The organism is Pseudocitrobacter faecalis (assembly GCF_965231525.1).
Lineage (GTDB): Bacteria > Pseudomonadota > Gammaproteobacteria > Enterobacterales > Enterobacteriaceae > Pseudocitrobacter > Pseudocitrobacter faecalis.
Window position 1 is genome coordinate 3,598,128 of record NZ_CBDDNJ010000002.1, and the last position, 26,335, is coordinate 3,624,462.

Here is a 26,335-nt window from a genome sequence, read left to right on the forward strand (position 1 = left end):
CAAATTGATGATAAAGTGCGCGTTGTTCATGCCGGATGCGGCGGAAACGCCTTATCCGGCCTACACAAGATATTGCAGAACGTGTTGGCCGGATAAGACGCAGCCGTCATCCGGCAAAAAAAAGCCACTTCGTAAAAGAAGTGGCTTTTCACAGCAGACTAAAACCTTAAACCGCAGTCTGGAAAATCACCCCGTCCGCTTTCTCTGTGTACTGAGAAAGCTGGTCAAAGTTCAGATAGCGGTAAGTATCGACCGCGGTTTTATCCACCTGTGCGACATAGGTTTGATACTCGTCCGGCGTTGGCAATTTGCCAATCAGCGCCGCGACGGCGGCCAGCTCCGCAGAAGCCAGGAAGACGTTCGCGCCAGTACCCAGACGGTTCGGGAAGTTACGGGTCGAGGTAGACACCACCGTCGCGCCGTCTGCCACACGCGCCTGGTTACCCATGCACAGTGAACAGCCCGGGATCTCGATACGCGCACCGCTCTTACCGAAGACGCTGTAGTAGCCCTCTTCCGTCAACTGCGCGGCATCCATACGGGTTGGTGGCGCCACCCACAGGCGCGTCGGCAGCTGGCCTTTATGCGCATCCAGCAGCTTACCGGCGGCACGGAAGTGACCGATGTTGGTCATGCAGGAACCGATAAACACTTCGTCGATCTTCTCGCCCTGAACGTCAGAGAGCAGACGCGCGTCATCCGGATCGTTCGGCGCACACAGAATCGGCTCTTTGATATCCGCCAGATCGATGTCGATCACCGCCGCGTATTCCGCATCCGCATCGCCTTCCAGCAGCTCAGGGTTCGCCAGCCATTTTTCCATGCCCTGAACACGACGTTCCAGGGTACGGCGGTCGCCGTAACCTTCAGCAATCATCCACTTCAGCAGAACGATGTTGGAGTTCAGATACTCAATAATCGGCTCTTTGTTCAGCTTGATGGTACAACCGGCAGCAGAACGTTCAGCGGACGCATCAGTCAGTTCAAACGCTTGCTCGACTTTCAGATCCGGCAGACCTTCGATTTCCAGGATGCGGCCAGAGAAGATGTTTTTCTTGCCTTTCTTCTCCACGGTCAGCAGGCCTTGTTTGATCGCATACAGCGGGATCGCGTGTACCAGATCGCGCAGGGTGATCCCCGGCTGCATTTTGCCTTTGAAGCGCACCAGAACGGATTCCGGCATATCCAGCGGCATCACGCCGGTGGCGGCAGCAAACGCGACCAGACCCGAGCCCGCCGGGAAGGAGATACCAATCGGGAAACGGGTATGGGAGTCACCGCCAGTACCGACGGTATCCGGCAACAGCATACGGTTGAGCCAGGAGTGGATTACGCCATCGCCCGGACGCAGAGAAACACCGCCACGGTTCATGATGAAGTCAGGCAGGGTGTGGTGGGTCGTGACGTCAACCGGCTTCGGATACGCCGCGGTATGACAGAAGGACTGCATCACCAGGTCAGAAGAGAAGCCCAGACACGCCAGGTCTTTCAGTTCATCACGGGTCATTGGGCCAGTGGTGTCCTGGGAGCCGACAGACGTCATTTTCGGTTCGCAGTACGCGCCCGGACGAATGCCTTTCACGCCGCAGGCACGGCCAACCATTTTCTGCGCCAGCGAGTAACCACGGTTGCTTTCCGCCACGTCTTTCGCCTGACGGAACACATCGCTGTGCGGCAGGCCGAGAGATTCACGCGCTTTGGTGGTCAGGCCGCGACCAATGATCAGCGGGATACGACCACCGGCACGCACTTCATCAATCAGCACGTCGGTTTTCAGTTCAAAGCTTGCCAGCAGTTCACCGGTTTCGTGATTACGCACTTCGCCTTTGAACGGGTAAACGTCAATCACGTCGCCCATGTTCAGGTCATTAACGTCCACTTCAATTGGCAGCGCGCCCGCATCTTCCATGGTGTTAAAGAAGATAGGTGCGATTTTACCGCCGAGAACCAGGCCACCGCCGCGTTTGTTCGGTACATACGGGATATCGTCACCCATGAACCACAGCACGGAGTTGGTCGCAGATTTACGTGAAGAACCGGTGCCGACAACATCACCCACATAAGCCAGCGGGAAACCTTTTTCCTGCAACGCTTCGATCTGTTTGATCGGGCCCACCACGCCCGGTTGATCGGGTTCGATCCCTTCACGGGCGTTTTTCAGCATCGCCAGCGCGTGCAGCGGGATATCCGGGCGCGACCAGGCATCCGGTGCCGGAGAAAGATCATCGGTGTTGGTTTCACCGGTCACCTTGAAGACGGTAACGGTAATTTTTTCAGCCAGCGGCGGACGGCTCAGGAACCATTCGGCATCAGCCCAGGATTGAATTACCTGCTTCGCGTAAGCGTTGCCCGCTTTCGCTTTTTCTTCTACATCGTAGAAGTTATCGAACATCAGCAGGGTGTGAGAGAGCGCTTTGGCAGCAATCGGTGCCAGTTTCGCATCGTCCAGCGCGTCGATCAGCGGATGAATGTTGTAGCCGCCCTGCATGGTGCCCAGCAGTTCGATAGCTTTTTCAGGAGTGATCAGCGGGGAAGTCGCTTCGCCTTTGGCGACAGCAGCAAGGAATCCGGCTTTGACGTAGGCAGCTTCATCAACGCCCGGCGGTACACGGTTAATCAACAGGTCTAACAGGAATTCTTCTTCGCCAGCAGGCGGGTTCTTCAGCAGCTCAACCAGCGCGGCCATTTGGGTTGCGTCCAGGGGTTTTGCAACAATCCCTTCAGCGGCACGCTCAGCTACGTGCTCACGGTATTCTTTTAGCACGACGGTATCTCCTCGCTCTCATTGTCATATGCGGTCGGCTCTTCTTCACGCTCCTGTGAGACAGCAGTTTGTAGGGGGTATGCCGGGTACCGCAATGGGCAGAATAGCAGGATTTTAGAGAGGTGTTAATCTGTTTACAAAAAAGCAACATAAAATATTGGCTGAATCGTTAAGGATGGTCTATAAACAGTACCCTTCCCTTAAACGGGGAATTTTTAGCTGCAATGTTTGCTCACATAATTCCCTGCCTTGATTATTCATCGGCGCAATTTATCCCAAGATTAGTCAAAAATTAAACTATCGTCTCTTTATACTCACGCTCCATTATCCCTGCCAAATGCAGGCGCTTCGATCAGACGATTTCTTCCGAAATCGGGAGTATAACTATGAACCTGCCCTTTAAGCCTCATGTCCTCGCGCTGATATGCAGCGCGGGATTGCTTGCCGCAGCCGGTACGCTGTACGTCAAAAGCCGCGCGCCGGAAGAACCTGCGTCCGTGCCCGCGGCTGCCGTTGCCGCACCGGTGACCACGCCAGCACCGGTAACCGCTCCTGAGGTGAAAACCACCTACACACCCGCGCAAATTAACCAATGGGTCGCCCCGATTGCGCTTTACCCTGACGCCCTGCTGTCACAGGTCTTGATGGCTGCCACCTATCCGGCGAATGTCGTTCAGGCGGCTCAGTGGTCGAAGGATCATCCCTCGCTGCAGGGGGACGCCGCGATTCAGGGCGTGTCTGACCAACCGTGGGATGCGAGCGTAAAATCGCTGGTCGCCTTCCCAACGTTGATGTCCATGATGGGGCAGGATCCGGTTTGGGTCGAAAATCTGGGTAATGCCTTCCTGGCACAGCCGCAGGATGTGATGGATGCGGTACAGCAGTTGCGTGCCCTGGCGCAGCAAACCGGCGCGTTAAAGTCGACGCCACAGCAAACGGTCACCAGCGTGCCGAAAGCGGCGGTTGCCCCGGCCTCAACTGCGGCGCCCGCCACGCAAACAACCGTGCAAAAATCGGCTCCGTCATCGTCAACAATCATTAAAATCGAGCCTGCCGACCCACAGGTGGTGTACGTGCCGAGCTACAATCCGTCAACGGTGTACGGCACCTGGCCAACACCCGCCTACCCGCCCGTGTATATTCCCCCGTCTCCCGGCGAAGAGTTTACCAACAGTCTGGTAAAAGGCTTTGGCTACAGTTTGGGCGTCGCCACCACCTACGCGCTATTCAGCAATATCGACTGGGACGATGACGACGACCATCATCATCATCATGACGATGATGATTATCACCGGGATGGTTATAACCATAATGGCGATAACATCAACATTAACGTCAATAATTTCAACCACATCACGGGGCAGAATTTGAATGGGCAAACCCTGCGCTGGCAGCATAACCCGGCGTACCGTAATCAGGTGCCCTACCCCAATCACAGCGTGGCAAATCAGTTTCACCCAACCAACGTATCGGGCGGCCTGAGCGCAACCCAGACGCCGGTAACCCGCGACAGCCAACGCCAGGCAGCGATGAATAAACTGGCGGAAGGCGGTATTAAAACGCCGTCTCAGCCGATCGCCGCTGTGCAAAAAGATGCGCAGCGTCAGGCGGCATCGAAACAGCTACAGCACATTGCCCAACGCGATAACTACCGTGGTTACGACACGCCGCGCACGTCCACGCAGCGTGAAGCATCAAAAGCGCAAATACACCAGCGGCTCAATAGTCGTACGCCAGAACAGCGCCAGCAACGGCAGGAAGCGGTGCAGCAACGGCGTAGCGCTACCACACCGGAACAGCGCCAGCAACGTCAGGAAAACGTCCGTCAGCATGTGAATACACGACATGACAATGTTTTTAGCGGCAACGAAAGTCGCGGGCCCTCCTGGCAGCAACAGGCGCAGCGCGGGCAGCAGAGCCGTAACATTGTGCGTAACAGCAACCATGAAGCCCTTCGTGAACGGGCTGCTGAACACCGTGAATTTCACCGTCGATAAGAGAGCACATCATGAAAAAGATCTTTCTCAGCTCGCTGCTGTTCTCGCTTCCCCTGGTGAGTTTTGCCCAGCAGCAGTTTGCTCATCCCCTCGACGCCGCAACAGCTTTTGCCGATGCGGTCACCACGCGCAATGAACCACAGCTTACCGCGCTGTTGGGCGATGACTGGCGGCAATTTTTACCGCCGGATGGCGCAGACCCAGAAGCCGTCGCCCGTTTTGAACGTGACTGGAAAATCAGCCATCGCATCGATCAACAAGGCGATACTGCGCATATCAATGTCGGTGCCGATAACTGGCAGCTCCCCTTGCCGATCGTCAAAACCGAGGCGGGCTGGCATTTTGATATGCAGGCGGCGCAGGATGAAATCATTACCCGCACCATCGGGCGCAACGAACTTTCGGCGATTGGTGCAATGCACGCCTACGTTGATGCGCAGGAAGATTACCATCTGAGAAAACAGCGTTACGCCAGCAAGCTTATCAGTAGCGCCGGTCAGCAGGACGGACTTTACTGGCCGATACAGCCCGGCGAAGCACCGAGCCCGCTGGGGCCAGCGTTCAGCCCGGTGATGCCGGGAGAAGGTTATCACGGCTACCGTTTTCGCATTATCGACAGTAATCAATCCGACGGCTTTGCCCTGATAGCCTGGCCGGTGGAGTATGGCGAAACTGGAGTAATGAGCTTTATTGTCAGCCAGGACGATCGGGTCTATCAGGCAGACTTCGGTGAGGAAACGGCGAAGAACGTAGCGGCAATAACCCGTTTTGACACGCAGGCACCGTGGCAACCGGAAGAGTAACAGGTGTAAAAAAAGCGGCTGGTTAGCCGCTTTTTATTTACCGGATGACGGCTGACGCCTTATTCGGCCTCCCTAATCGTAGGCCGGATAAGCGAAGCGCCATCAGGCGTCGTCGCGCAGAAACTTACTTCTTCTTCGCTTTCGGGTTTGGCAGGTCGGTGATGCTACCTTCGTACACTTCTGCGGCCAGGCCAACAGATTCGTGCAGCGTCGGGTGAGCATGGATGGTCAGCGCGATATCTTCCGCGTCGCAACCCATCTCGATAGCCAGACCGATTTCGCCCAGCAGCTCGCCGCCGTTGGTGCCGACAATCGCACCACCGATAACACGGTGAGATTCTTTGTCGAAAATCAGTTTGGTCATACCGTCTGCGCAGTCAGAAGCGATAGCACGGCCAGAAGCTGCCCACGGGAAGGTGGCGGTTTCGTAGCTGATGCCTTTCTCTTTCGCTTCTTTCTCAGTCAGGCCAACCCATGCCACTTCTGGTTCAGTGTAGGCAATGGATGGGATAACTTTCGGGTCGAAGTAGTGTTTCTTACCTGCGATAACTTCAGCGGCAACGTGGCCTTCATGAACACCTTTGTGCGCCAGCATCGGCTGACCGACGATATCGCCGATAGCAAAGATGTGCGGCACGTTAGTGCGCAGCTGTTTGTCAACGCGGATGAAGCCACGGTCGTCCACTTCCACGCCTGCTTTGCCTGCGTCGAGGTTTTTACCGTTCGGTACTCGGCCGATTGCCACCAGCACGGCATCGTAACGCTGTGCTTCAGAAGGTGCTTTTTTGCCTTCCATGGAAACGTAAATACCGTCTTCTTTCGCTTCAACGGCAGTTACTTTGGTTTCCAGCATCAGGTTGAATTTCTTGCTGATGCGTTTAGTGAAGACTTTCACCACGTCTTTGTCGGCAGCCGGGATAACCTGGTCGAACATTTCAACCACGTCAATCTCTGAACCCAGCGCGTGGTACACGGTACCCATTTCCAGACCGATGATACCACCGCCCATAACCAGCAGACGTTTCGGTACTTCTTTCAGTTCCAGCGCATCGGTGGAATCCCACACGCGCGGATCTTCATGAGGAATAAACGGCAGTTCGATTGGACGGGAACCCGCCGCGATGATTGCATTGTCGAAGTTGATGACGGTTTTGCCGTTTTCGCCTTCCACTTCCAGGGTGTTCGCCCCGGTAAATTTACCCAGACCGTTAACCACTTTCACTTTACGGCCTTTGGCCATACCGGCCAGACCGCCAGTCAGTTGGGTGATAACTTTTTCTTTCCAGGTACGAATCTTGTCGATATCGGTTTTCGGCTCGCCGAAGACGATACCGTGCTCAGCCAGTGCTTTGGCTTCTTCGATAACTTTTGCTACGTGCAGCAGTGCTTTAGAAGGGATACAGCCGACGTTCAGACAAACACCGCCGAGGGTGCTGTAACGTTCTACGATGACGGTCTCCAGACCTAAATCCGCGCAACGGAAAGCAGCAGAGTAGCCTGCCGGGCCCGCCCCAAGTACCACGACCTGAGTTTTAATTTCAGTACTCATCATGACCTCTTAATTATTTCCGGCGGTCCTGGGTACTCTTGTCGCCCATATCCACCGGGACGTTCTATCCGCGTTTATATTACAAAATTGTTAACAATTTTGAAACAACAAACGGCAAACGATTTTGTCCTTTGTTGCTAATAACCCCAAAACGACAACGAGATTATCAGAAAAAAGCCGGCCGTCAGGCCGGCTTTTTCGATTACATCACCAGGCGACGAATGTCAGACAGTGTGTTGTTGATGATGGTGATAAAGCGCGCACCATCAGCACCGTCGATCACGCGGTGGTCGAAGGAGAGAGAGATAGGCATCATCAGACGCGGTACAAACTCTTTCCCGTTCCAGACCGGCTCCATTGCCGATTTGGAGACACCGAGGATAGCCACTTCCGGCGCGTTAACAATCGGTGCGAAGTGGGTCGTACCCAGGCCGCCGATGCTGGAGATAGTGAAGCAACCGCCCTGCATTTCGCCAGCCGTCAGCTTACCATCACGCGCTTTTTTGGAGATGGTGGTCAATTCGCGAGACAGCTCGGTGATGCTCTTCTTGTTCACGTCTTTAAAGACCGGAACCACCAGGCCGTTCGGGGTATCAACCGCCACACCAATGTTGATGTATTTCTTCAGCGTCAGTTTCTGGCCATCTTCGGACAGAGAGCTGTTGAAGCGAGGCATCTGTTCCAGAGCCGCGGCAACCGCTTTCATGATGAACACAACCGGGGTGAATTTCACATCCAGTTTGCGCTTCTCAGCTTCAGCGTTCTGCTGTTTACGGAACGCTTCCAGATCGGTGATATCGGTTTTGTCGAAGTGCGTAACGTGCGGGATCATCACCCAGTTACGGCTCAGGTTAGCACCAGAGATTTTCTGGATACGGCCCAGTTCAACTTCTTCGATTTCACCAAACTTGCTGAAGTCCACTTTCGGCCAAGGCAGCATGCCCGGGATACCGCCGCCGGTGGCAGCAGCCGGTGCAGACTCAGCACGTTTCACCGCGTCTTTCACGTAAGCCTGAACGTCTTCGCGCAGGATACGGCCTTTACGACCCGTACCTTTCACTTTCGCCAGGTTCACGCCGAATTCGCGTGCCAGGCGACGAATCACCGGCGTTGCGTGGACGTAAGCGTCATTTTCTGCGAAGTCAGACTTGCCTTCAGCTTTCGCTGCCGGAGCCGGAGCGGCCGCAGGTGCCGGAGCAGCAGCCTGAGCCGGTGCAGCAGCCGGAGCCGCGGCAGGCGCAGCGCCTTCCACTTCGAAGACCATAATCAGGGAGCCGGTTTTCACTTTATCGCCGGTGCTGATTTTGATCTCTTTTACGGTGCCCGCGAACGGAGCCGGCACTTCCATAGAGGCTTTGTCGCCTTCTACGGTGATCAGAGACTGTTCAGCTTCGATTTTGTCGCCAACTTTAACCATCACTTCGGTAACTTCAACTTCGTCGCCACCGATATCTGGTACGTTAACATCTTTCGCGCCGGATGCAGCCGGAGCAGCCGCCGCCGGTGCAGCTTCCGCTTTCGCCGGAGCCGCAGCGCTTGCTTCACCCGCCACTTCGAAGACCATGATCAGCGAGCCAGTAGACACTTTATCGCCGGTATTGATTTTGATCTCTTTTACCACGCCCGCGAACGGAGCCGGTACTTCCATAGAGGCTTTGTCGCCTTCTACGGTGATCAGAGACTGTTCAGCCGCGATGGTGTCGCCCACTTTAACCATGATCTCAGTGACTTCAACTTCGTCGCCGCCGATATCCGGTACGTGAACGTCTTTCGCCGCTGCCGCAGCAGGTGCTGCTGCCGGAGCCGCTTCTTTCTTCTCTTCTGCCTTGGCAGGTGCAGCGTCAGCTGCACCATCGGCGGAATCGAAAATCATGATCAGTTTACCGGTCTCGGTTTTGTCGCCGACAGAGACTTTAATCTCTTTAACCACGCCAGCCTGCGGAGACGGAACTTCCATAGAGGCTTTATCGCCTTCTACGGTGATCAGCGACTGTTCAGCTTCAACTTTGTCGCCCACTTTGACCAGGATCTCGGTGATTTCAACTTCATCAGACCCGATATCCGGTACTTTGATTTCGATAGCCATTATTCTTTTACCTCTTACGCCAGACGCGGGTTAACTTTTTCTGCATCGATGTTGAATTTGGTAATTGCGTCAGCAACCACTTTCTTATCGATTTCGCCACGTTTAGCCAGTTCGCCCAGCGCCGCTACAACCACATAGGAAGCATCAACTTCGAAGTGGTGACGCAGGTTTTCACGGCTGTCGGAACGACCGAAGCCATCAGTACCCAGTACACGGTAGTCATCAGCCGGTACATAAGTACGAACCTGCTCAGCGAACAGTTTCATATAGTCGGTGGAAGCCACAGCCGGAGCATCGTTCATCACCTGAGCGATGTACGGAACGCGCGGGGTTTCCATCGGGTGCAGCATGTTCCAACGCTCACAATCCTGACCATCACGCGCCAGTTCAGTGAAGGACGTTACGCTATAAACGTCAGAACCTACGCCGTAATCTTTCGCCAGGATCTGTGCTGCTTCACGAACGTGACGCAGGATAGAACCGGAGCCCAGCAGCTGAACTTTACCTTTGCTACCTTCAACGGTTTCGAGTTTGTAGATACCCTTACGGATACCTTCCTCAGCACCTTCCGGCATTGCCGGCATGTGGTAGTTTTCGTTCAGCGTGGTGATGTAGTAGTAAACGTTCTCTTGTTTCTCACCGTACATACGTTCCAGACCATCATGCATGATGACCGCAACTTCGTACGCGTAAGACGGATCGTAAGAGATACAGTTCGGGATAGTCAGAGACTGAATATGGCTGTGACCATCTTCGTGCTGCAGACCTTCACCGTTCAGGGTCGTACGACCAGAAGTACCACCGATCAGGAAGCCGCGAGCCTGCTGGTCGCCTGCCTGCCAGCACAGGTCACCGATACGCTGGAACCCGAACATGGAGTAGTAAATATAGAACGGGATCATCGGCAGGTTGTTGGTGCTATAAGAGGTCGCAGCAGCCAGCCAGGATGCGCCAGCACCCAGTTCGTTGATACCTTCCTGCAGGATCTGACCTTTCTCGTCTTCTTTGTAGTAAGCAACCTGCTCACGGTCCTGCGGGGTGTACTGCTGGCCGTTCGGGCTGTAAATACCAATCTGACGGAACAGACCTTCCATACCGAAAGTACGCGCTTCATCAGCAATGATTGGAACCAGACGATCTTTAATCGACTTGTTCTTCAGCATCACGTTCAGGGCACGAACGAAAGCGATAGTGGTAGAGATCTCTTTGTTCTGCTCTTCCAGCAGCGGCGCGAAATCTTCCAGAGTCGGCAGTTCCAGCTTCTCAGAGAAGTGGGTCTGACGGCTCGGCAGGTAACCGTGCAGTTTCTGACGCTGTGCGTGCAGATAAGTATGCTCTGGAGAACCTTCCGGGAAGGTCAGGTAAGAGAGGTTTTCAACCTGCTCGTCGGTCACCGGCACATTGAAACGGTCGCGAATGTAACGCACGCCGTCCATGTTCATTTTCTTAACCTGGTGAGCGATGTTTTTACCTTCCGCGGTATCACCCATGCCGTAACCTTTAATGGTATGGGCCAGGATAACCGTTGCTTTGCCTTTGGTTTCCTGCGCTTTTTTCAGTGCAGCGTAGACTTTCTTCGGATCGTGACCACCACGGTTCAGTGCCCAGATCTGCTCATCAGTCCAGTCTGCAACCAGGGCTGCGGTTTCCGGATATTTACCGAAGAAGTGCTCACGCACGTACGCGCCATCTTTGGATTTGAAGGTCTGATAATCGCCGTCGACGGTTTCTTCCATCAGTTGGATCAGTTTACCGCTGGTGTCTTTACGCAGCAGCTCATCCCAACGGCTACCCCAGATAACCTTGATAACGTTCCAGCCAGCACCACCGAAGATGCCTTCCAGTTCGTTGATGATCTTGCCGTTACCGGTGACCGGGCCATCCAGACGCTGCAGGTTACAGTTGATCACGAAGACCAGGTTATCCAGTTTTTCACGGGTGGCGATAGTGATCGCACCTTTGGATTCCGGTTCGTCCATCTCGCCATCGCCGAGGAACGCGTAAACGGTTTGTTTAGAGGTATCTTTCAGGCCACGGTGTTCCAGATATTTCAGGAATTTAGCCTGGTAGATCGCACCGATTGGGCCCAGACCCATTGATACGGTCGGGAACTGCCAGAATTCCGGCATCAGTTTCGGGTGCGGGTAAGAGGACAAGCCCTTACCGTGAACTTCCTGACGGAAGTTGTTCATTTGTTCTTCGGTCAGGCGACCTTCAAGGAACGCACGTGCGTAAACGCCCGGAGAGATGTGGCCCTGGAAGTAAACCAGATCGCCGCCATCCTGCTCGTTGCGTGCACGGAAGAAGTGGTTGAAGCACACTTCGTAGAAGGTTGCGGAAGACTGGAAGGATGCCATGTGGCCGCCCAGTTCCAGATCTTTTTTGGATGCGCGCAGAACGGTCATGATCGCGTTCCAGCGGATAGCAGAGCGAATACGACGTTCCAGATCCAGATCGCCCGGGTATTCCGGTTCGTCTTCAACGGCAATAGTGTTTACATAACCGCTAGCACCTGCACCAGCAGCTACCTGAACGCCGCCTTTACGGGCTTCAGACAGCACCTGGTCGATCAGATACTGAGCGCGCTCAACACCTTCTTCACGGATAACCGATTCGATCGCCTGTAACCAGTCGCGAGTTTCGATCGGATCCACGTCATTTGGGAAACGTTCTGACATGGGGTTTTCCTTATCTATCTAGTACGTTGATTTATCTGGAACCTGTCCCATTGTGCTTTCATGAGAAAACACAATAAGACAGGTTCTGTGTTTAGTTGCCGTGCGCCTGATGGCGCTTTTCTCATCTTCTGGTAAAACCGCTGCCAGAAAAAACTCAATCCTTGCGCTGTTGCAGGCGACGTAACGAGCGTTCACGACGGCTCTGTTCACGACTCCTGTCCAGCAAAATCTCTTCAATAAAGGCCAGGTGACGATGCGACGCTTCACGCGCCTGCTCCGGCTCACCGGCGACAATCGCCTCGAAAATTCGGGTGCGATGATTGCTGACCTGCGGAAGCATCTCCCGACGGGCATACAGCAACTCGAAGTTCTGCCGAACGTTTTGTGCCAACATCGGCTCCATACACCTTAGCAAATGGAGCAGCACCACATTGTGGGCGGCTTCGGTCACGGCGATTTGATACTGGACGACGGCGCTCGACTCCGCGTCGAGGTCGCCCGATTGTTGAGCCCGTTCGATGGCCTGATGTAATTCACGAATACGTTCGCGATCTTCATCAGTGCTGCGCAGTGCCGCGTAATAGGCCGCGATACCTTCAAGCGCGTGACGGGTTTCAAGCAGATCAAACTGGGATTCAGGGTGGTCGGACAGAAGCTCAACCAGCGGATCGCTGAAGCTCTGCCACAGGCTGCTTTGTACAAAAGTCCCGCCGCCCTGGCGACGAAGCAGTAACCCTTTCGCTTCGAGACGTTGAATCGCCTCACGCAGCGAGGGACGGGATACGTCGAACTGTTTCGCCAGTTCGCGTTCAGGTGGAAGTTTTTCGCCGGGGCGTAACGTCCCCTCAAGAATCAAAAACTCCAACTGCTGCTCAATCACATCAGAAAGTTTTGGTTGGCGGATTTTGCTGTAGGCCATAGTTCCCTGTACCTGCCATTAGCCCGGAGTCAATTGGTCTTACCAATTTCAAGTTCGTAGCGATAAAGTAACAAAGTATTCACCTTCTGTCCATACAGGTTTTGATTGAAATCAGTAAACCACGCACTTTTTAACACCATTACAGAAATGATGTTTCAGAATTGTAACCTTGCACAAAAAATGTCTTTACCACGTTGGAAGTACAATTAACGAAAAATATACGAAAACTACGCAAACTGAAGCGTTTCACTTCACCAACAATTGAATATTTATGCATTTATTGTTGATTAAACGTACATGCTTACCCACTTCTGGGGCAGGCTGCTACACTTACAACTGGTTTCTTTTTATTCAATCCGTCATCAACCATTCATAAAGCAGGTGCATTTCAGTGCGCTTACCACTATTCTTCCCAGGACGAAAGAGTTCCTCTCATTTTTGTTAGCTCTCTTTCGTAAACATAAAAATACAGGAAACGGAATTCCTTGATTACACACGTACAAATAACAACCACACACGAGGTTTCATGATGGAAGGTCAACAGCACAGCGACCAGCTGAAGCGCGGCCTCAAAAACCGCCATATCCAGCTGATTGCGCTGGGTGGAGCTATCGGTACCGGCCTGTTTCTCGGCAGTGCCTCCGTTATCCAGTCAGCCGGTCCGGGCATTATTCTGGGTTATGCCATTGCAGGCTTTATAGCCTTCCTGATCATGCGCCAGTTGGGTGAAATGGTCGTCGAAGAGCCGGTAGCCGGGTCATTCAGCCACTTCGCTTATAAATACTGGGGCAGCTTCGCCGGCTTCGCGTCAGGCTGGAACTACTGGGTACTGTACGTACTGGTTGCCATGGCGGAACTCACCGCGGTCGGTAAATACATCCAGTTCTGGTATCCGGAAATCCCGACCTGGGCTTCCGCTGCGGCCTTCTTTATTCTGATCAACGCCATCAACCTCACCAATGTAAAAGTGTTTGGTGAAATGGAGTTCTGGTTCGCCATCATTAAAGTGGTTGCCGTTGTCGGGATGATCCTGTTCGGCGGCTGGTTGCTTTTCAGCGGTAACGCGGGCCCTCAGGCGACGGTTCGCAACCTGTGGGAACAGGGCGGATTCCTGCCGCACGGCATGCAAGGCCTGGTAATGATGATGGCTATCATCATGTTCTCCTTCGGTGGGCTTGAGCTGGTGGGTATCACCGCCGCAGAAGCCGATAACCCGGAGCAAAGCATTCCAAAAGCCACCAACCAGGTGATTTACCGTATTCTGATTTTCTATGTGGGTTCACTGGCGGTTCTGCTTTCTCTGCTGCCGTGGACGCGCGTCACCGCTGATGTCAGCCCGTTTGTTCTGATCTTCCACGAACTGGGCGATACCCTGGTGGCTAACGCACTGAACGTTGTGGTTCTGACTGCCGCGCTTTCCGTTTACAACAGTTGCGTCTACTGCAACAGCCGCATGCTGTTCGGCCTGGCCCAGCAGGGAAATGCGCCAAAAGCGCTGCTCTCCGTTGATAAACGCGGCGTACCGGTCAATACCATTCTGGTTTCCGCCGTGGTGACCGCGCTGTGCGTTCTGATCAACTACCTGGCACCGGAATCTGCATTCGGCCTGCTGATGGCGCTGGTGGTCTCCGCGCTGGTAATCAACTGGGCGATGATTAGCCTTGCACACATGAAATTCCGCAAAGCGAAACAGCAACAGGGCGTTACACCGCGCTTCCCGGCGCTGTTCTACCCGCTTGGCAACTGGGTTTGCCTGCTGTTTATGGTCGCAGTGCTGGTTATCATGCTGATGACGCCGGGCATGGCGATTTCCGTATACCTGATCCCGGTATGGATCTGCATTCTGGGCGTCGGCTTTATGGTGAAACAGAAGGGTGCGAAAACGGCCGTGAAGGCACATTAATCGCTTCTCAGGCCCCTTCCCTGTGGAAGGGGCCGACTCTGTTACCCGCTTCACACTTTCCTCTGCTCAGCTATTTAGTCCATATCCTCGCCGTTATACTGCAACGCATTTCGCGGGCCACCAGCCAATAATTCTCTCCATACCGTCAGAGGGAGTTTCGGCAATGAATAACAATAAGTTATCAATCAAAGAGAAAATTGGTTATGGCATGGGAGATGCCGGATGTAACATCATCTTCGGCGCTATCATGCTGTTCGTTAACTATTTTTATACTGATATTTTTGGTCTCGCCCCGGCGCTGGTCGGCGTTCTGCTGCTTTCCGTTCGCGTCATTGATGCCGTCACCGATCCCATTATGGGGGCGCTCGCCGACCGTACCCGCAGTAAATATGGGCGATTTCGTCCATGGTTACTGTGGATGGCGTTCCCCTACGCGTTATTCAGCGTACTGATGTTTACCACGCCGGAATGGACTTATAGCAGCAAAGTTATCTATGCCTTTGTGACCTACTTCTTGCTATCGATTACCTATACCGCCATCAATATTCCTTACTGCTCGTTGGGTAGCGTCATCACCAATGACCCAAAAGAGCGTGTCGCCTGTCAGTCTTATCGCTTCGTGCTGGTCGGTATCGCCACGTTGCTGCTGTCATTGACCCTGCTTCCAATGGTGGACTGGTTTGGCGGTGGTGATAAAGCTAAAGGCTACCAGATGGCGATGACCGTGCTGGCCTTTATCGGCATGTGTATGTTCCTGTTCTGCTTTGCCACGGTGCGCGAGCGCGTTAAACCCGCTGTGCAGACCAACGATGAGCTGAAACAAGACCTGAAAGATGTGTGGAAAAACGACCAGTGGGTACGTATCCTGCTGCTGACGCTGTGCAACGTCTGTCCGGGCTTTATCCGCATGGCAGCAACCATGTACTACGTGACCTGGGTGATGGGCCAAAGCACACATTTCGCCACGCTGTTTATCAGCCTCGGCGTCGTCGGGATGATGTTCGGCAGTATGCTGGCGAAGGTGCTCACCGACCGCTGGTGTAAGCTCAAGGTCTTCTTCTGGACTAACATCGCGCTGGCGATTTTCTCTATCGCCTTCTACTTCTTCGACCCGCACGCGACGGTCATGATCGTGGTGCTCTACTTCCTGCTCAATATCCTGCACCAGATCCCTTCCCCGCTGCACTGGTCGCTGATGGCGGACGTCGATGACTACGGCGAGTGGAAAACCGGTAAACGTATTACCGGGATCAGCTTCTCCGGTAACCTCTTCTTCCTTAAGGTCGGGCTGGCGATTGCAGGCGCAATGGTGGGCTTCCTGCTCTCCTGGTATGGCTACGATGCAGGCGCGAAGCAGCAAAGCGAAACTACGCTCAACGGTATCATGCTGCTGTTTACCGTCATTCCAGGCGTCGGGTATCTGATTACCGCCGGAATTGTGCGGATGCTGAAAGTTGACCGTGAACTGATGAAACAGATTCAGTCCGATCTGGAAAAACGTCGCGAAAACTATCGTGAACTGAATGAATACCAGGCAGAAAAAATCACCGAGCACGTAAGGAAAGCATAATGAATCACTGGCCCAATCCTTTTATTGAACAACGCGCCGATCCCTTCATTTTGCAGCATCAGGGAGCGTACTACTTTATCGCCTCGGTGCCGGAGTACGACCGGCTGGAAATCCGCCGCGCCGCCAGCCTTGACGGGCTGCGCAGTGCCGAACCGGTTGTTGTCTGGCGTAAACCCGAAAGCGGCCCGATGTGCGAGCTTATCTGGGCACCGGAACTGCATAAGATTGGCGGTCAATGGGTGATTTACTTCGCCGCCGCACCTACGCAGGCGCTGGACTCTCTGGGCATGTTCCAGCACCGGATGTATGCGCTGACATGCGATGATGCAGATCCACTCAGCGGAGAATGGGTTGAGCGGGGCCAGGTAAAAACCCCGTTCGATACCTTCAGCCTGGACGCCACCACATTCCATCATCAGGGAAAACAGTGGTATCTGTGGGCGCAAAAATCGCCGGAGATTGCCGGAAACTCCAACATCTATCTGGCTGAACTGGAAAACCCGTGGACGATAAAAGGTGAACCGGTGATGCTCAGTAAACCAGAGTTCGAGTGGGAGTGTCGGGGTTTTCTGGTCAACGAAGGGCCCGCGGTGCTGGTGCATGGCGATAAGCTCTTTGTCAGCTACTCAGCCAGCGCTACGGATGAAAACTACTGCATGGGTCTGCTGTGGATTGATTTTAACGCCGATATGACGACGCCGGGAAACTGGCATAAATCACCGCAGCCGGTGTTCACCACCAGTTATGAAAACCGCCAGTACGGGCCCGGGCATAATAGCTTTACCCAAACGCCTGATGGCGAGGATGTGTTGGTGTATCACGCGAGGAATTACACGGAGATTGAAGGCGACCCGTTATATGATCCGAATCGCCATACGCGGTTGAAACTGGTGCGCTGGCAGGAAGATGGCATGCCGGATTTCGGCGTGCCGCCTGCGGATACGATCTAAGCCGTTGCCCGGGAGCGCTCGCGCATACCGGGCAGACAAATCCCCCCGTAGGCCGGATAAGCGTCAGCGCATCCGGCGCTACCCGCACCACTCCATGAATCCTTACACCAACGTCCCATAAATGGTCAGCAGCGCCATAATCACCACCACCACAAACGAGGTTTTCTTCGCCATCGATACCGCCGCTTTTGGCGTCTCAACGCGGTCAACGTGCGGCTCACGCGCCAGCGAATACTGTGCCAGTTGCGTCAGCACCTGGTATTGCGAAGTATGGCGATCGCCCAGCGAAGCAAACCACGCAGGCAGCGCCTTCTCACCATGACCAAGCAGCGCGTAAACCACGCCCACCAGCCGCACCGGGATCCAGTCCACAATATGCAAAATGGCATCGATACCTGACTGCAAACGATGATGTGGCGTCTGATAACGCGCAAGCCAGGACTGCCACGCGCGCAGGAACGAATAGCCCATCAGCAGCACCGGCCCCCACGGGCCGCCAACAACAAACCAGAACAGCGGGGCAAGGTAGAAGCGGTAGTTAATCCACATCAGCGCATTTTGCAGCTCGCGCAGAAACTCGCGCTCATCGCATCCCGATGGCACGCCGTGGATCATCGTCAACTCGCAGGCCATCGCATCACGCGCGTGGCTATCATTGAGCGATGCCGCCTTCAGGTATGCGTGATAGTGCAGCCGCACGCGCCCTGCGCCAATGCACAGCAGGCCGAGTAAAATCCAGAACACCAGCAGCGGCACGTTAAACAGCAGCCCGTCGAGCGCGCGCTGAATTAAAAACACCACCACCATCGCTACCGCCGTCATCAGCAGTGTGGCAGCAAAGGAAAAGCGTTTGATACGGCGGAACAACACTTCCAGCCGATGGTCGAGCTGCCAGTGCTCGCCGAGCTTGAATAAACGCTCGGCAATCAGTACCAGCAACGTGGTAAACAGCGTCATGTCATCTCCTTATCTGACGAAGGGGCGACCAGTGCGCGAAAACGAGCCCAGTCAAACGCCGGGCCCGGATCGGTTTTGCGCACGGGTGCGATATCACAGTGTCCTGCCATATTATCGGCGATTGCCGGATAAATCGTTATCAGCGCCTGGGTTAACGCCGCCAGTTGCTGATACTGCACATCGGTGTAGGCCAGCGTATCGGTGCCTTCCAGCTCAATGCCAATCGAAAAATCATTACAGCGCTCGCGGCCCTGGTATTCGGACACCCCCGCGTGCCAGGCGCGCTTATCGAAAGGAACATACTGCACAATTTCCCCATCGCGGCGAATCAGACAATGGGCAGAAACGCGCAGATGGGAGATCTCGGCGAAAAAAGGATGGGCGTTCGGGTCGAGCGTGCCGGTAAACAGCGCATCTATCCATGGGCCGCCAAATTCGCCAGGGGGTAAACTGATATTATGAACAACCAGCAATGACGGGGTTTCATCGTCCGGGCGGCAGTCAAAGTGTGGCGACGGTACATGACGCGCGCCCACCAGCCATCCCTCATCTAACAACATGCTGGATCTCCTTATGTGTGGTGCTGATTCTCGGTTCAGAGTAGCATGTTTAAACCTTTCGAATCGTTACCAATTTGGAGTTTTATCATGCCGCCTCGCCGCTACAACCCAGACCACCGACGTGACGCGCTTCTGGAACGTATCAATCTCGACATTCCCAACGCCGTGGCACAGGCGCTCCGTGAAGATCTGGGCGGAGAAGTGGATGCCAATAACGACATTACCGCACAACTTCTGCCAGCAGAAACGCGCTCTCACGCGGTAGTGATCACCCGTGAAGACGGCGTCTTCTGCGGAAAGCGCTGGGTTGAAGAGGTATTTATTCAACTGGCGGGCGACGATGTCACGCTGACGTGGCACGTAGACGATGGCGACCTGCTGAAAGCCAACCAGCCGCTGTTTGAAATCGATGGCCCTTCCCGCGTCCTGCTGACCGGTGAACGCACCGCGCTCAATTTCGTGCAAACCCTCTCGGGCGTTGCCAGTGAAGTGCGTCGCTATGTCGATTTACTGGAAGGCACTAAAACGCAATTACTCGATACCCGCAAAACGCTGCCAGGCCTACGCACCGCGCTAAAATACGCCGTGCTTTGCGGCGGCGGCGCGAATCACCGTCTGGGTCTTTCCGATGCGTTCCTGATTAAAGAAAACCATATCATCGCTTCTGGCTCCGTGCGTCAGGCGGTGGAAAAAGCCTTCTGGCTGCACCCGGATGTGCCGGTGGAAGTGGAAGTAGAAAACCTGGAAGAGCTGGAAGACGCGCTGAAAGCCGGTGCCGATATCATCATGCTCGATAACTTTGACACGGAACTGATGCGCCAGGCTGTCGCCATCACTAATGGCCGGGCTCGACTGGAAGTCTCCGGCAACGTAACCTTTGACACCATTCGCGAATTCGCCGAAACCGGCGTGGATTATATCTCCGTTGGCGCACTGACCAAGCACGTCCGCGCGTTAGACCTCTCCATGCGTTTCCGTTAGTTCCCGCAATCCGGCCTGCTCGCTGTGCAGGCCGGACAAGCACATCCCCTCCAGTCATTTTCCGCATCCCCTTCCATTTTTCATGTCGTCTTCTGCAACGCATGAAAACGCTCTGGAACGCGCTTTCCTGAATTGATTTTTGCCCCTCGCACCCGCTTCACGGCTCTGACACACTCCCGCCATCTCAACCAGGAGTGCATTATGGAAAAGCAAAAAGGATTTACCCTTATCGAGCTGATGGTGGTGATCGGCATCATCGCCATCTTAAGCGCCATCGGGATCCCGGCGTACCAAAACTACCTGCGCAAAGCCGCGCTCACCGACATGTTGCAAACCTTCGTCCCCTATCGCACGGCCATTGAACTGTGCGCCCTCGACCACGGCGGGCTGAACAGTTGCGATGGCGGCAGTAACGGCATTCCCTCGCCCACCACCACGCGTTATGTCTCTGGCATGAGTATCGCCAAAGGCGTGGTTGTTCTCACCGGCCAGGAGAGCCTGAACGGCCTGTCGGTCACCATGACGCCTGGCTGGGATAACGCCAACGGCGTGACCGGCTGGACTCGCGTTTGCAACATTCAGAGCGACAGCGCCCTTAAGCAGGCCTGCGAAGATGTTTTCCGCTTCGATGCGCAGTAAACCGGAGGCGACGATGAAACAGGATCAGCTTCTCGCACTGTGTAAAAAACATCACGCCCAGTTGATTAGCAACGATCAGAGCGTGTTAAGTATTGCCGTTGTCGGTGCGCCATCGGATGAACTGATGGACGCCCTGCGTTTTGCGACACAAAAACGCGTCGATATCGAGTGCTGGAGTCAGGAGAGGATGGATAAGCACTTACAGCTTACAGCAACCGCCAGCCAGCCTGCCGCCAATGATGATTCTCGCAGCGCGGTCGATCTGCTGAATCGCACGCTGGAACAGGCATTGCTGCAGCGCGCATCAGATATCCATTTTGAACCGGGTGAGCATCACCTGCGTCTCAGGTTACGCGTTGATGGCGTGCTGCATGTGTTTTCTACGCTACCGCTTTCGCTGGCGGCAACGCTCACTGCACGTCTGAAAGTGTTAGGCAATCTTGATATAGCCGAACGTCGCCTACCCCAGGACGGGCAATTTACCGTGGAGCTCGCCGGTCAGTCCGTCTCTTTTCGTATCGCCACGCTGCCGTGTCGTTACGGTGAAAAGGTGGTACTGCGCCTGCTGCACAATGTTGAACAGGCGCTGGATATCCATCAGCTCGGTATGAGCGGCGATCAACTGGCACTGTTTGCTGATGCGCTCAATCAACCCCAGGGGCTTATCCTGGTGACCGGGCCGACGGGCAGCGGTAAAACTGTGACACTGTATAGTGCCCTGCAACAACGTAATCGCAGCGACATCAATATTTGCAGCGTGGAAGACCCCGTTGAAATCCCCATCGAAGGGCTGAATCAAACGCAAATTAATCCTCGTGCCGGTTTGACCTTTCAGAGCGTACTGCGCGCCCTGTTACGCCAGGATCCGGATATTGTGATGGTGGGCGAGATTCGCGACGGTGAAACGGCAGAAATTGCCATCAAAGCCGCGCAAACCGGGCACCTGGTGCTTTCTACCTTGCACACCAATTCCACCGTTGAAACGCTGGTGCGCCTGGAACAAATGGGCGTGGCGCGCTGGATGATCTCATCAGCGCTCCAGCTTGTGGTTGCCCAACGGTTGGTACGTAAGCTGTGCCCGCACTGCCGGGAGAAAAACGGTGTAGAAGCACCGCTACCCCGCGCGCTCTGGCCCCGCGCATTGCCGCACTGGCAGGCGGCTGGTTGCCAGCATTGTTATCACGGTTATCTGGGGCGTGCGGCGATCTTCGAGATCCTACCGCTTAACACCGATCTGCGCCACGCCATTGCCGCAGGTCGCGGAACCGAAGAACTGGTGCAGAAAGCGCGTTTGGCGGGCATGACAACACTGTTTGAGAACGGTTGTATGGCCGTAGAGCGCGGGCTTACAACCCAGGAAGAGTTACTGCGCGTGATGGGGCTTCCGCATGGCGGCTAATCACTTCTGGCGCTGGCGCGGCCTGTCGCATCACGGTGAAGAAAGGAATGGAACGCTGTGGGCACCTAATCGCCCGGCGGCACTGGTTTTATTGCAGAAGCAGGGTATTACCGCGCTGGCGCTACGCCGCTGTACCCTCAGGACGTCGTACTGGCGCACAAACTGGCGCTGCGAAATTATCGAGCAACTGGCGACACTGCTGCAAGCCGGGCTCACGCTCTCGGATGGGCTGGAAATGCTGGCTCGTCAGCATCCTGTACCACAGTGGCAGGCCTTGCTCGGCACGCTCTCTCAACGGTTGGCGGAAGGGGTTTCGCTTTCCGACGGATTGCGGCAGTGGCCGGAAGCTTTTCCCCCGCTCTATCTGGCGATGATCCGCACCGGGGAGGTAACGGGCAAGCTGGATATCTGCTGTCGCGCACTGGCGCAGCAGCAAAAAGCGCAACAGGCTATTACGCAGAAGGTGAAAAAAGCGCTGCGCTATCCGTGCATCATTTTGCTGCTGGCCATCGCTGTGGTAGTGGCGATGTTGGGATTTGTGCTGCCGGAATTTACGGCGATTTATCGCACCTTTAATACGCCGCTGCCCATGCTCACGCAAGTCGTTATGAACATGGCGGATGCCGTTAAACTGCACTACGGGTGGATTGCGCTGTTCCTGACGCTGCCTTTTCTTCCCGGCAGAATACTGAAAACCAATCCCCGCTGGCAGCGGTTTCAGGCGCAGGTCGCGCTTTCTCTGCCGGTGATGGGCAATCTGGTGCGCGGGCAGATGCTGAGCCACATTTTTACCGTACTTTCACTGACGCAAAGTGCGGGCATCGCCTTCTTACAGGGGCTGGATACCGTCGGGGAAACGGTCACTCAACCGCTCTGGCGGGACGTCATTAGCAGACTTCATCATGACATATCGCAGGGAAGCCCCATCTGGCAGGCGATGGAAAACGTTCATGTTTTCACGCCACTGTGTATTCAACTGGTAAGAACCGGGGAAGCGTCCGGCGCGCTGGATCAGATGCTGAAAAATCTGGCGGACTATCACAGTGAGAAAACGCATCAACTAGCGGAAGATCTGACATCACTGCTGGAACCCATGCTACTGGTGGTGACCGGCGCCATTATTGGCACGCTGGTGGTGGCGATGTATCTGCCGATATTTCATTTGGGAGAGGCAATTAGCGGTGCGGGATAAGCGCTGGCGCGGGAAGCGCCAGCGCAACGCATTACAGGCTGTTGAACACGCGGTTCTCTTGTTCCTGCACGCGGATAAAGGTAGTGCGTTTAGTCAGCTCTTTCAGGCGAGAAGCCCCAACGTAGGTGCACGCTGAACGCAGGCCGCCAAGAATATCGCGCGCGGTATTATCTACCGGGCCACGCAGAGGCAACTTAACGGTTTTCCCTTCCGCAGCGCGATACTGCGCAACGCCGCCAACGTGACGCTTCATTGCAGATTCAGAGCTCATGCCGTAGAAGAGCATGAATTTTTCTCCATTCTCTTCTACCACGGTGCCGCCGCTCTCATCGTGGCCTGCCAGCATACCGCCGAGCATCACGAAGTCAGCGCCGCCGCCAAACGCTTTCGCCACGTCGCCCGGAACCGTACAACCGCCATCGCTGACGATTTGACCGCCAAGGCCATGCGCTGCATCTGCGCACTCAATGACTGCGGAAAGCTGCGGATAACCGACGCCGGTTTTTACACGCGTGGTGCAAACAGAACCCGGGCCAATACCCACTTTGACGATATCCGCACCGGACAGAATCAGCTCTTCGCACATCTCGCCGGTGACCACGTTACCCGCACAAATAGTTTTGGTTGGCCAGGCCTGACGCGCTTTCGCAACGAACTGAACGAAGTGCTCGGAGTAGCCGTTTGCGACGTCGATGCACACGAAATTCAGCATCGGGTGCAGCGCCAGAATCTGTTTGGTTTTTTCGAAATCGGCGTCAGACGTGCCGGTGGACACCATCACATGTTTCAGCACATCTTCGGATTCGTTCTGAGCGAAAACTTTCCAGTCTTCCACGCTGTAATGCTTATGTACTGCGGTCAGAATATCGAAAGACGCCAGCGCTTTTGCCATTGCAAAGGTACCCACGGAATCCATATTCGCGGCAATAACCGGCACACCTGACCAGCGTTGACCAGAATGTTTAAAGGTGAATTCGCGTTCCAGTTCAACATCGGAACGGCTTTTAAGAGTAGAGCGTTTAGGGCGGATAAGAACGTCTTTGAAACCTAACTTCAGATCTTCTTCGATACGCATGTGCGGATTCCTGGGGTTAATGGCATTAATTATAAGAGCACAACTCCAGTAACGTTATCATACGCACTAATCAGGGCTTCGCAAGACTGCGATTTTCACTTTTTTTACGCTACAATCCTATAAATTTACCATCAGTTCGGTGAACATGAGCGCACACCAAAAGGCGCTGAAGTGTTTTGTTTTTAACCAATTGATTTTTCAAATCAATTCTCATCAGGATTCACAGGAATGGCGTATACCGTAGCGTTAACCGGTGGCATTGGCAGTGGCAAAAGTACCGTCGCTGATGCATTTTCTCACCTGGGAATTAACGTTATTGATGCCGATATCCTCGCCCGTCAGGTTGTCGAACCCGGAACCCCGGCGTTAGATGCCATTGTGGAGCACTTTGGCCCTCAAACCCTGACACCGGATAGCGCACTTAACCGCCGCGTCTTACGCGAGAGAATCTTCGCTAACCCTGATGAAAAAGCCTGGCTTAACGCCCTGCTTCACCCGCTTATTCAGCGAGAAACCCAGCAGCAAATGGCGCAGGCCACCTCGCCGTACGTATTGTGGGTGGTTCCCCTGCTGGTGGAAAACAATCTCGCTTCCCGCGCCGATCGCGTGCTGGTGGTGGATGTTACACGCGATACGCAAATTCTTCGTACCATGCAGCGCGACCAGGTGTCGCGGGAGCATGCTGAGCATATACTTGCCGCCCAGGCGACGCGCGAACAGCGGCTTGCGGTGGCTGATGACGTCATTGATAACAACGGCACACCAGAAGCCATCGCTTCGGATGTTGCCCGCCTTCACGCACGCTATCTTGAGCTCGCGGCACAGGCTGTATCACAGGAAAAACCTTAATGCACACCCACATCCTTTTTGAGCACCCCCTGAACGAAAAAATGCGTACCTGGCTGCGTATTGAATTTCTTAACCAGCAGCTTCGTACTCAACTCCCCATCACGGATCACGCCAGCGCATTACATTTTTTTCGTAATTTAGGGGACTTGTTGGATGTGTTTGAACGCGGCGACGTTCGCACAGAGATGCTCAAAGAGCTGGAACGCCAGCAACGTAAATTGCAGGCCTGGAGTGAAGTGCCGGGCGTTGACCAGAACCGCATTGATGCAGTGCGTCAGCAATTGAAAAACAGCGGCAGCATTCTGATGGCCGCCCCGCGTATCGGCCAATTCCTGCGTGAAGATCGCCTCATTGCCCTTGTGCGTCAGCGTTTAAGCATTCCTGGCGGCTGTTGCAGTTTCGATCTGCCGACGCTACACATGTGGCTCCATGCGCCACAGCAGCAGCGCGACGCACAGGTAGAACTCTGGCTTAACAGCCTTGAACCGCTGAATCAGGCGCTGGATCTGATCCTCGATCTGATTCGTAATTCCGCACCTTTTCGCAAGCAGACCAGCCTTAATGGCTTCTACCAGGATAACGGTGAAGATGCCGATCTGCTGCGCTTACAGTTGGATCTCTCCTCACAGCTTTATCCGCAAATTTCCGGGCATAAGAGCCGCTTTGCCATCCGCTTTGTGCCGCTGGATAGCGAGAATGGCGTTATTCCTGAACGTCTGGATTTCGAACTGGCTTGTTGCTAAGGAGACACTATGTCTGAAGAAACTATCGTTAACTGCCCCACCTGCCAGAAACCTGTAGTCTGGGGCGAGCAAAGCCCGTACCGTCCGTTTTGCTCTAAGCGCTGCCAGCTGATTGATTTAGGAGAATGGGCGGCAGAAGAGAAACGCATTCCAAGCGCAGGTGACTTATCCGATAGCGACGACTGGAGTGAAAACCCGCAGTAACTCTGCGCGCATAACTGTAGGTCGGATAAGGCGAAGCCGTATCCGACAATTAACATGCACAATGTCAGATGCGCTGCGCTTATCAGGCCTGCGGGGTTTGTACTAATTTTTCGATAACCGGTGCATTCGCCGGGGGGAATTCATCGGCAATCAGCGCATTCTGCGCGACCCATCGTCCCGGTTGCCCCTCTTTTCCCCACGGCTCACCCTGCCAGTTTTCCACCAGCCAGAACCACAATGTAATATGGCGATCGGGGAACGCGTACTCCAGCTTATCAAACAGCTGCGGCTCGCTGGCGGTAATGCCAACTTCTTCCTCAAGCTCGCGGATCATCGCCTCTTCGGCTGTTTCACCCGCTTCAATTTTACCACCCGGAAATTCCCATTTATTTGCCATGTGAGCATCAGCGGCGCGTTGGGTAATGTAAATCTCTCCCGCGTCGTTGCGAATAATGCCGACGGCGATTTGCAGTATTTTCATATTGTCTCATCCAAAAAAAAGGCGCAGATCTCTGCG

21 protein-coding genes are annotated in these 26,335 nt (G+C 54.5%); 12 read left to right on the top strand and 9 right to left on the bottom strand.

Annotated features, from left to right (window positions below):
* Positions 1-166: 166 nt before the first annotated feature.
* Positions 167-2,764 (bottom strand): bifunctional aconitate hydratase 2/2-methylisocitrate dehydratase, encoded by a 2,598-nt coding sequence (gene acnB, locus ACOXYR_RS17595; protein ID WP_108475569.1) that lies wholly within the window; start codon positions 2,762-2,764, stop codon positions 167-169.
* 386 nt (positions 2,765-3,150) lie between these two features.
* On the opposite strand from acnB, the gene ACOXYR_RS17600 reads away from it, so the two are divergent.
* Entirely contained in the window at positions 3,151-4,761 is a 1,611-nt protein-coding gene (locus ACOXYR_RS17600) for a DUF3300 domain-containing protein (protein ID WP_421355802.1), read from the top strand.
* Positions 4,762-4,772: 11 nt separating this feature from the next.
* Entirely contained in the window at positions 4,773-5,564 is a 792-nt protein-coding gene (locus ACOXYR_RS17605) for a DUF2950 family protein (RefSeq protein ID WP_350435559.1), read from the top strand.
* Positions 5,565-5,688: 124 nt separating this feature from the next.
* On the opposite strand, the gene lpdA is transcribed toward ACOXYR_RS17605, so the two are convergent.
* The 4 genes from lpdA to pdhR form a co-directional block, all read right to left on the bottom strand.
* Complete coding sequence (gene lpdA, locus ACOXYR_RS17610) at positions 5,689-7,113, bottom strand: dihydrolipoyl dehydrogenase (protein WP_108475566.1); 1,425 nt, start codon at positions 7,111-7,113, stop codon at positions 5,689-5,691.
* A gap of 202 nt (positions 7,114-7,315) precedes the next feature.
* Entirely contained in the window at positions 7,316-9,199 is a 1,884-nt protein-coding gene (gene aceF, locus ACOXYR_RS17615; RefSeq protein ID WP_421355801.1) for a pyruvate dehydrogenase complex dihydrolipoyllysine-residue acetyltransferase, read from the bottom strand.
* Positions 9,200-9,213: 14 nt separating this feature from the next.
* A complete protein-coding gene (gene aceE, locus ACOXYR_RS17620; RefSeq protein WP_108475564.1) occupies positions 9,214-11,877 on the bottom strand; it encodes a pyruvate dehydrogenase (acetyl-transferring), homodimeric type in 2,664 nt (887 codons plus the stop codon).
* A gap of 154 nt (positions 11,878-12,031) precedes the next feature.
* Positions 12,032-12,796 carry a pyruvate dehydrogenase complex transcriptional repressor PdhR gene (gene pdhR / locus ACOXYR_RS17625; protein ID WP_015965898.1) on the bottom strand — a complete coding sequence of 255 codons (765 nt, stop codon included), beginning with the start codon at positions 12,794-12,796 and terminating at the stop codon, positions 12,032-12,034.
* A gap of 526 nt (positions 12,797-13,322) precedes the next feature.
* On the opposite strand from pdhR, the gene aroP reads away from it, so the two are divergent.
* The 3 genes from aroP (at position 13,323) to ACOXYR_RS17640 (ending at position 17,219) form a co-directional block, all read left to right on the top strand.
* The gene (gene aroP / locus ACOXYR_RS17630; protein ID WP_108475562.1) at positions 13,323-14,699 is read left to right on the top strand and encodes an aromatic amino acid transporter AroP; all 1,377 of its coding nucleotides are present in this window, start codon (positions 13,323-13,325) and stop codon (positions 14,697-14,699) included.
* A gap of 163 nt (positions 14,700-14,862) precedes the next feature.
* Entirely contained in the window at positions 14,863-16,269 is a 1,407-nt protein-coding gene (locus ACOXYR_RS17635) for a glycoside-pentoside-hexuronide (GPH):cation symporter (RefSeq protein WP_108475561.1), read from the top strand.
* Positions 16,269-17,219: a glycoside hydrolase family 43 protein gene (locus tag ACOXYR_RS17640; protein WP_421355800.1), complete on the top strand. Its 951-nt coding sequence runs from the start codon at positions 16,269-16,271 to the stop codon at positions 17,217-17,219. Before ACOXYR_RS17635 ends, ACOXYR_RS17640 begins: the two co-directional genes overlap by 1 nt.
* A gap of 102 nt (positions 17,220-17,321) precedes the next feature.
* Here the strand turns inward: ACOXYR_RS17640 and ampE are convergent, their stop codons facing one another.
* Entirely contained in the window at positions 17,322-18,176 is an 855-nt protein-coding gene (ampE, locus tag ACOXYR_RS17645; protein WP_108475559.1) for a beta-lactamase regulator AmpE, read from the bottom strand.
* A complete protein-coding gene (gene ampD, locus ACOXYR_RS17650; protein ID WP_421355799.1) occupies positions 18,173-18,736 on the bottom strand; it encodes a 1,6-anhydro-N-acetylmuramyl-L-alanine amidase AmpD in 564 nt (187 codons plus the stop codon). Before ampD ends, ampE begins: the two co-directional genes overlap by 4 nt.
* A gap of 87 nt (positions 18,737-18,823) precedes the next feature.
* On the opposite strand from ampD, the gene nadC reads away from it, so the two are divergent.
* From nadC to hofC, 4 genes are all read left to right on the top strand, one after another.
* Positions 18,824-19,717: a carboxylating nicotinate-nucleotide diphosphorylase gene (nadC, locus tag ACOXYR_RS17655; RefSeq protein WP_108475557.1), complete on the top strand. Its 894-nt coding sequence runs from the start codon at positions 18,824-18,826 to the stop codon at positions 19,715-19,717.
* 201 nt (positions 19,718-19,918) lie between these two features.
* Entirely contained in the window at positions 19,919-20,356 is a 438-nt protein-coding gene (ppdD, locus tag ACOXYR_RS17660) for a prepilin peptidase-dependent pilin (RefSeq protein WP_421355798.1), read from the top strand.
* Positions 20,357-20,369: 13 nt separating this feature from the next.
* The gene (gene gspE / locus ACOXYR_RS17665) at positions 20,370-21,755 is read left to right on the top strand and encodes a type II secretion system protein GspE (protein ID WP_421355797.1); all 1,386 of its coding nucleotides are present in this window, start codon (positions 20,370-20,372) and stop codon (positions 21,753-21,755) included.
* A complete protein-coding gene (hofC, locus tag ACOXYR_RS17670; protein WP_421355796.1) occupies positions 21,745-22,947 on the top strand; it encodes a protein transport protein HofC in 1,203 nt (400 codons plus the stop codon). Before gspE ends, hofC begins: the two co-directional genes overlap by 11 nt.
* A gap of 31 nt (positions 22,948-22,978) precedes the next feature.
* Here hofC and ACOXYR_RS17675 read toward each other — a convergent pair whose 3' ends face one another.
* Positions 22,979-24,022, bottom strand: a complete 1,044-nt coding sequence (locus tag ACOXYR_RS17675) for a GMP reductase (RefSeq protein WP_108475554.1) — start codon at positions 24,020-24,022, stop codon at positions 22,979-22,981.
* Between the two features lie 228 nt (positions 24,023-24,250).
* On the opposite strand from ACOXYR_RS17675, the gene coaE reads away from it, so the two are divergent.
* From coaE to yacG, 3 genes are read left to right on the top strand one after another with little or no spacing between them, the layout of a single operon-like run.
* The gene (gene coaE / locus ACOXYR_RS17680) at positions 24,251-24,871 is read left to right on the top strand and encodes a dephospho-CoA kinase (protein WP_421355795.1); all 621 of its coding nucleotides are present in this window, start codon (positions 24,251-24,253) and stop codon (positions 24,869-24,871) included.
* A complete protein-coding gene (zapD, locus tag ACOXYR_RS17685; protein ID WP_108475552.1) occupies positions 24,871-25,614 on the top strand; it encodes a cell division protein ZapD in 744 nt (247 codons plus the stop codon). Before coaE ends, zapD begins: the two co-directional genes overlap by 1 nt.
* 9 nt (positions 25,615-25,623) lie before the next feature.
* Positions 25,624-25,818 (top strand): DNA gyrase inhibitor YacG, encoded by a 195-nt coding sequence (yacG, locus tag ACOXYR_RS17690; protein WP_189623665.1) that lies wholly within the window; start codon positions 25,624-25,626, stop codon positions 25,816-25,818.
* Between the two features lie 82 nt (positions 25,819-25,900).
* On the opposite strand, the gene mutT is transcribed toward yacG, so the two are convergent.
* Positions 25,901-26,299, bottom strand: coding sequence for an 8-oxo-dGTP diphosphatase MutT (mutT, locus tag ACOXYR_RS17695; protein ID WP_421355794.1), 399 nt, complete (start codon positions 26,297-26,299; stop codon positions 25,901-25,903).
* Positions 26,300-26,335: the final 36 nt, after the last annotated feature.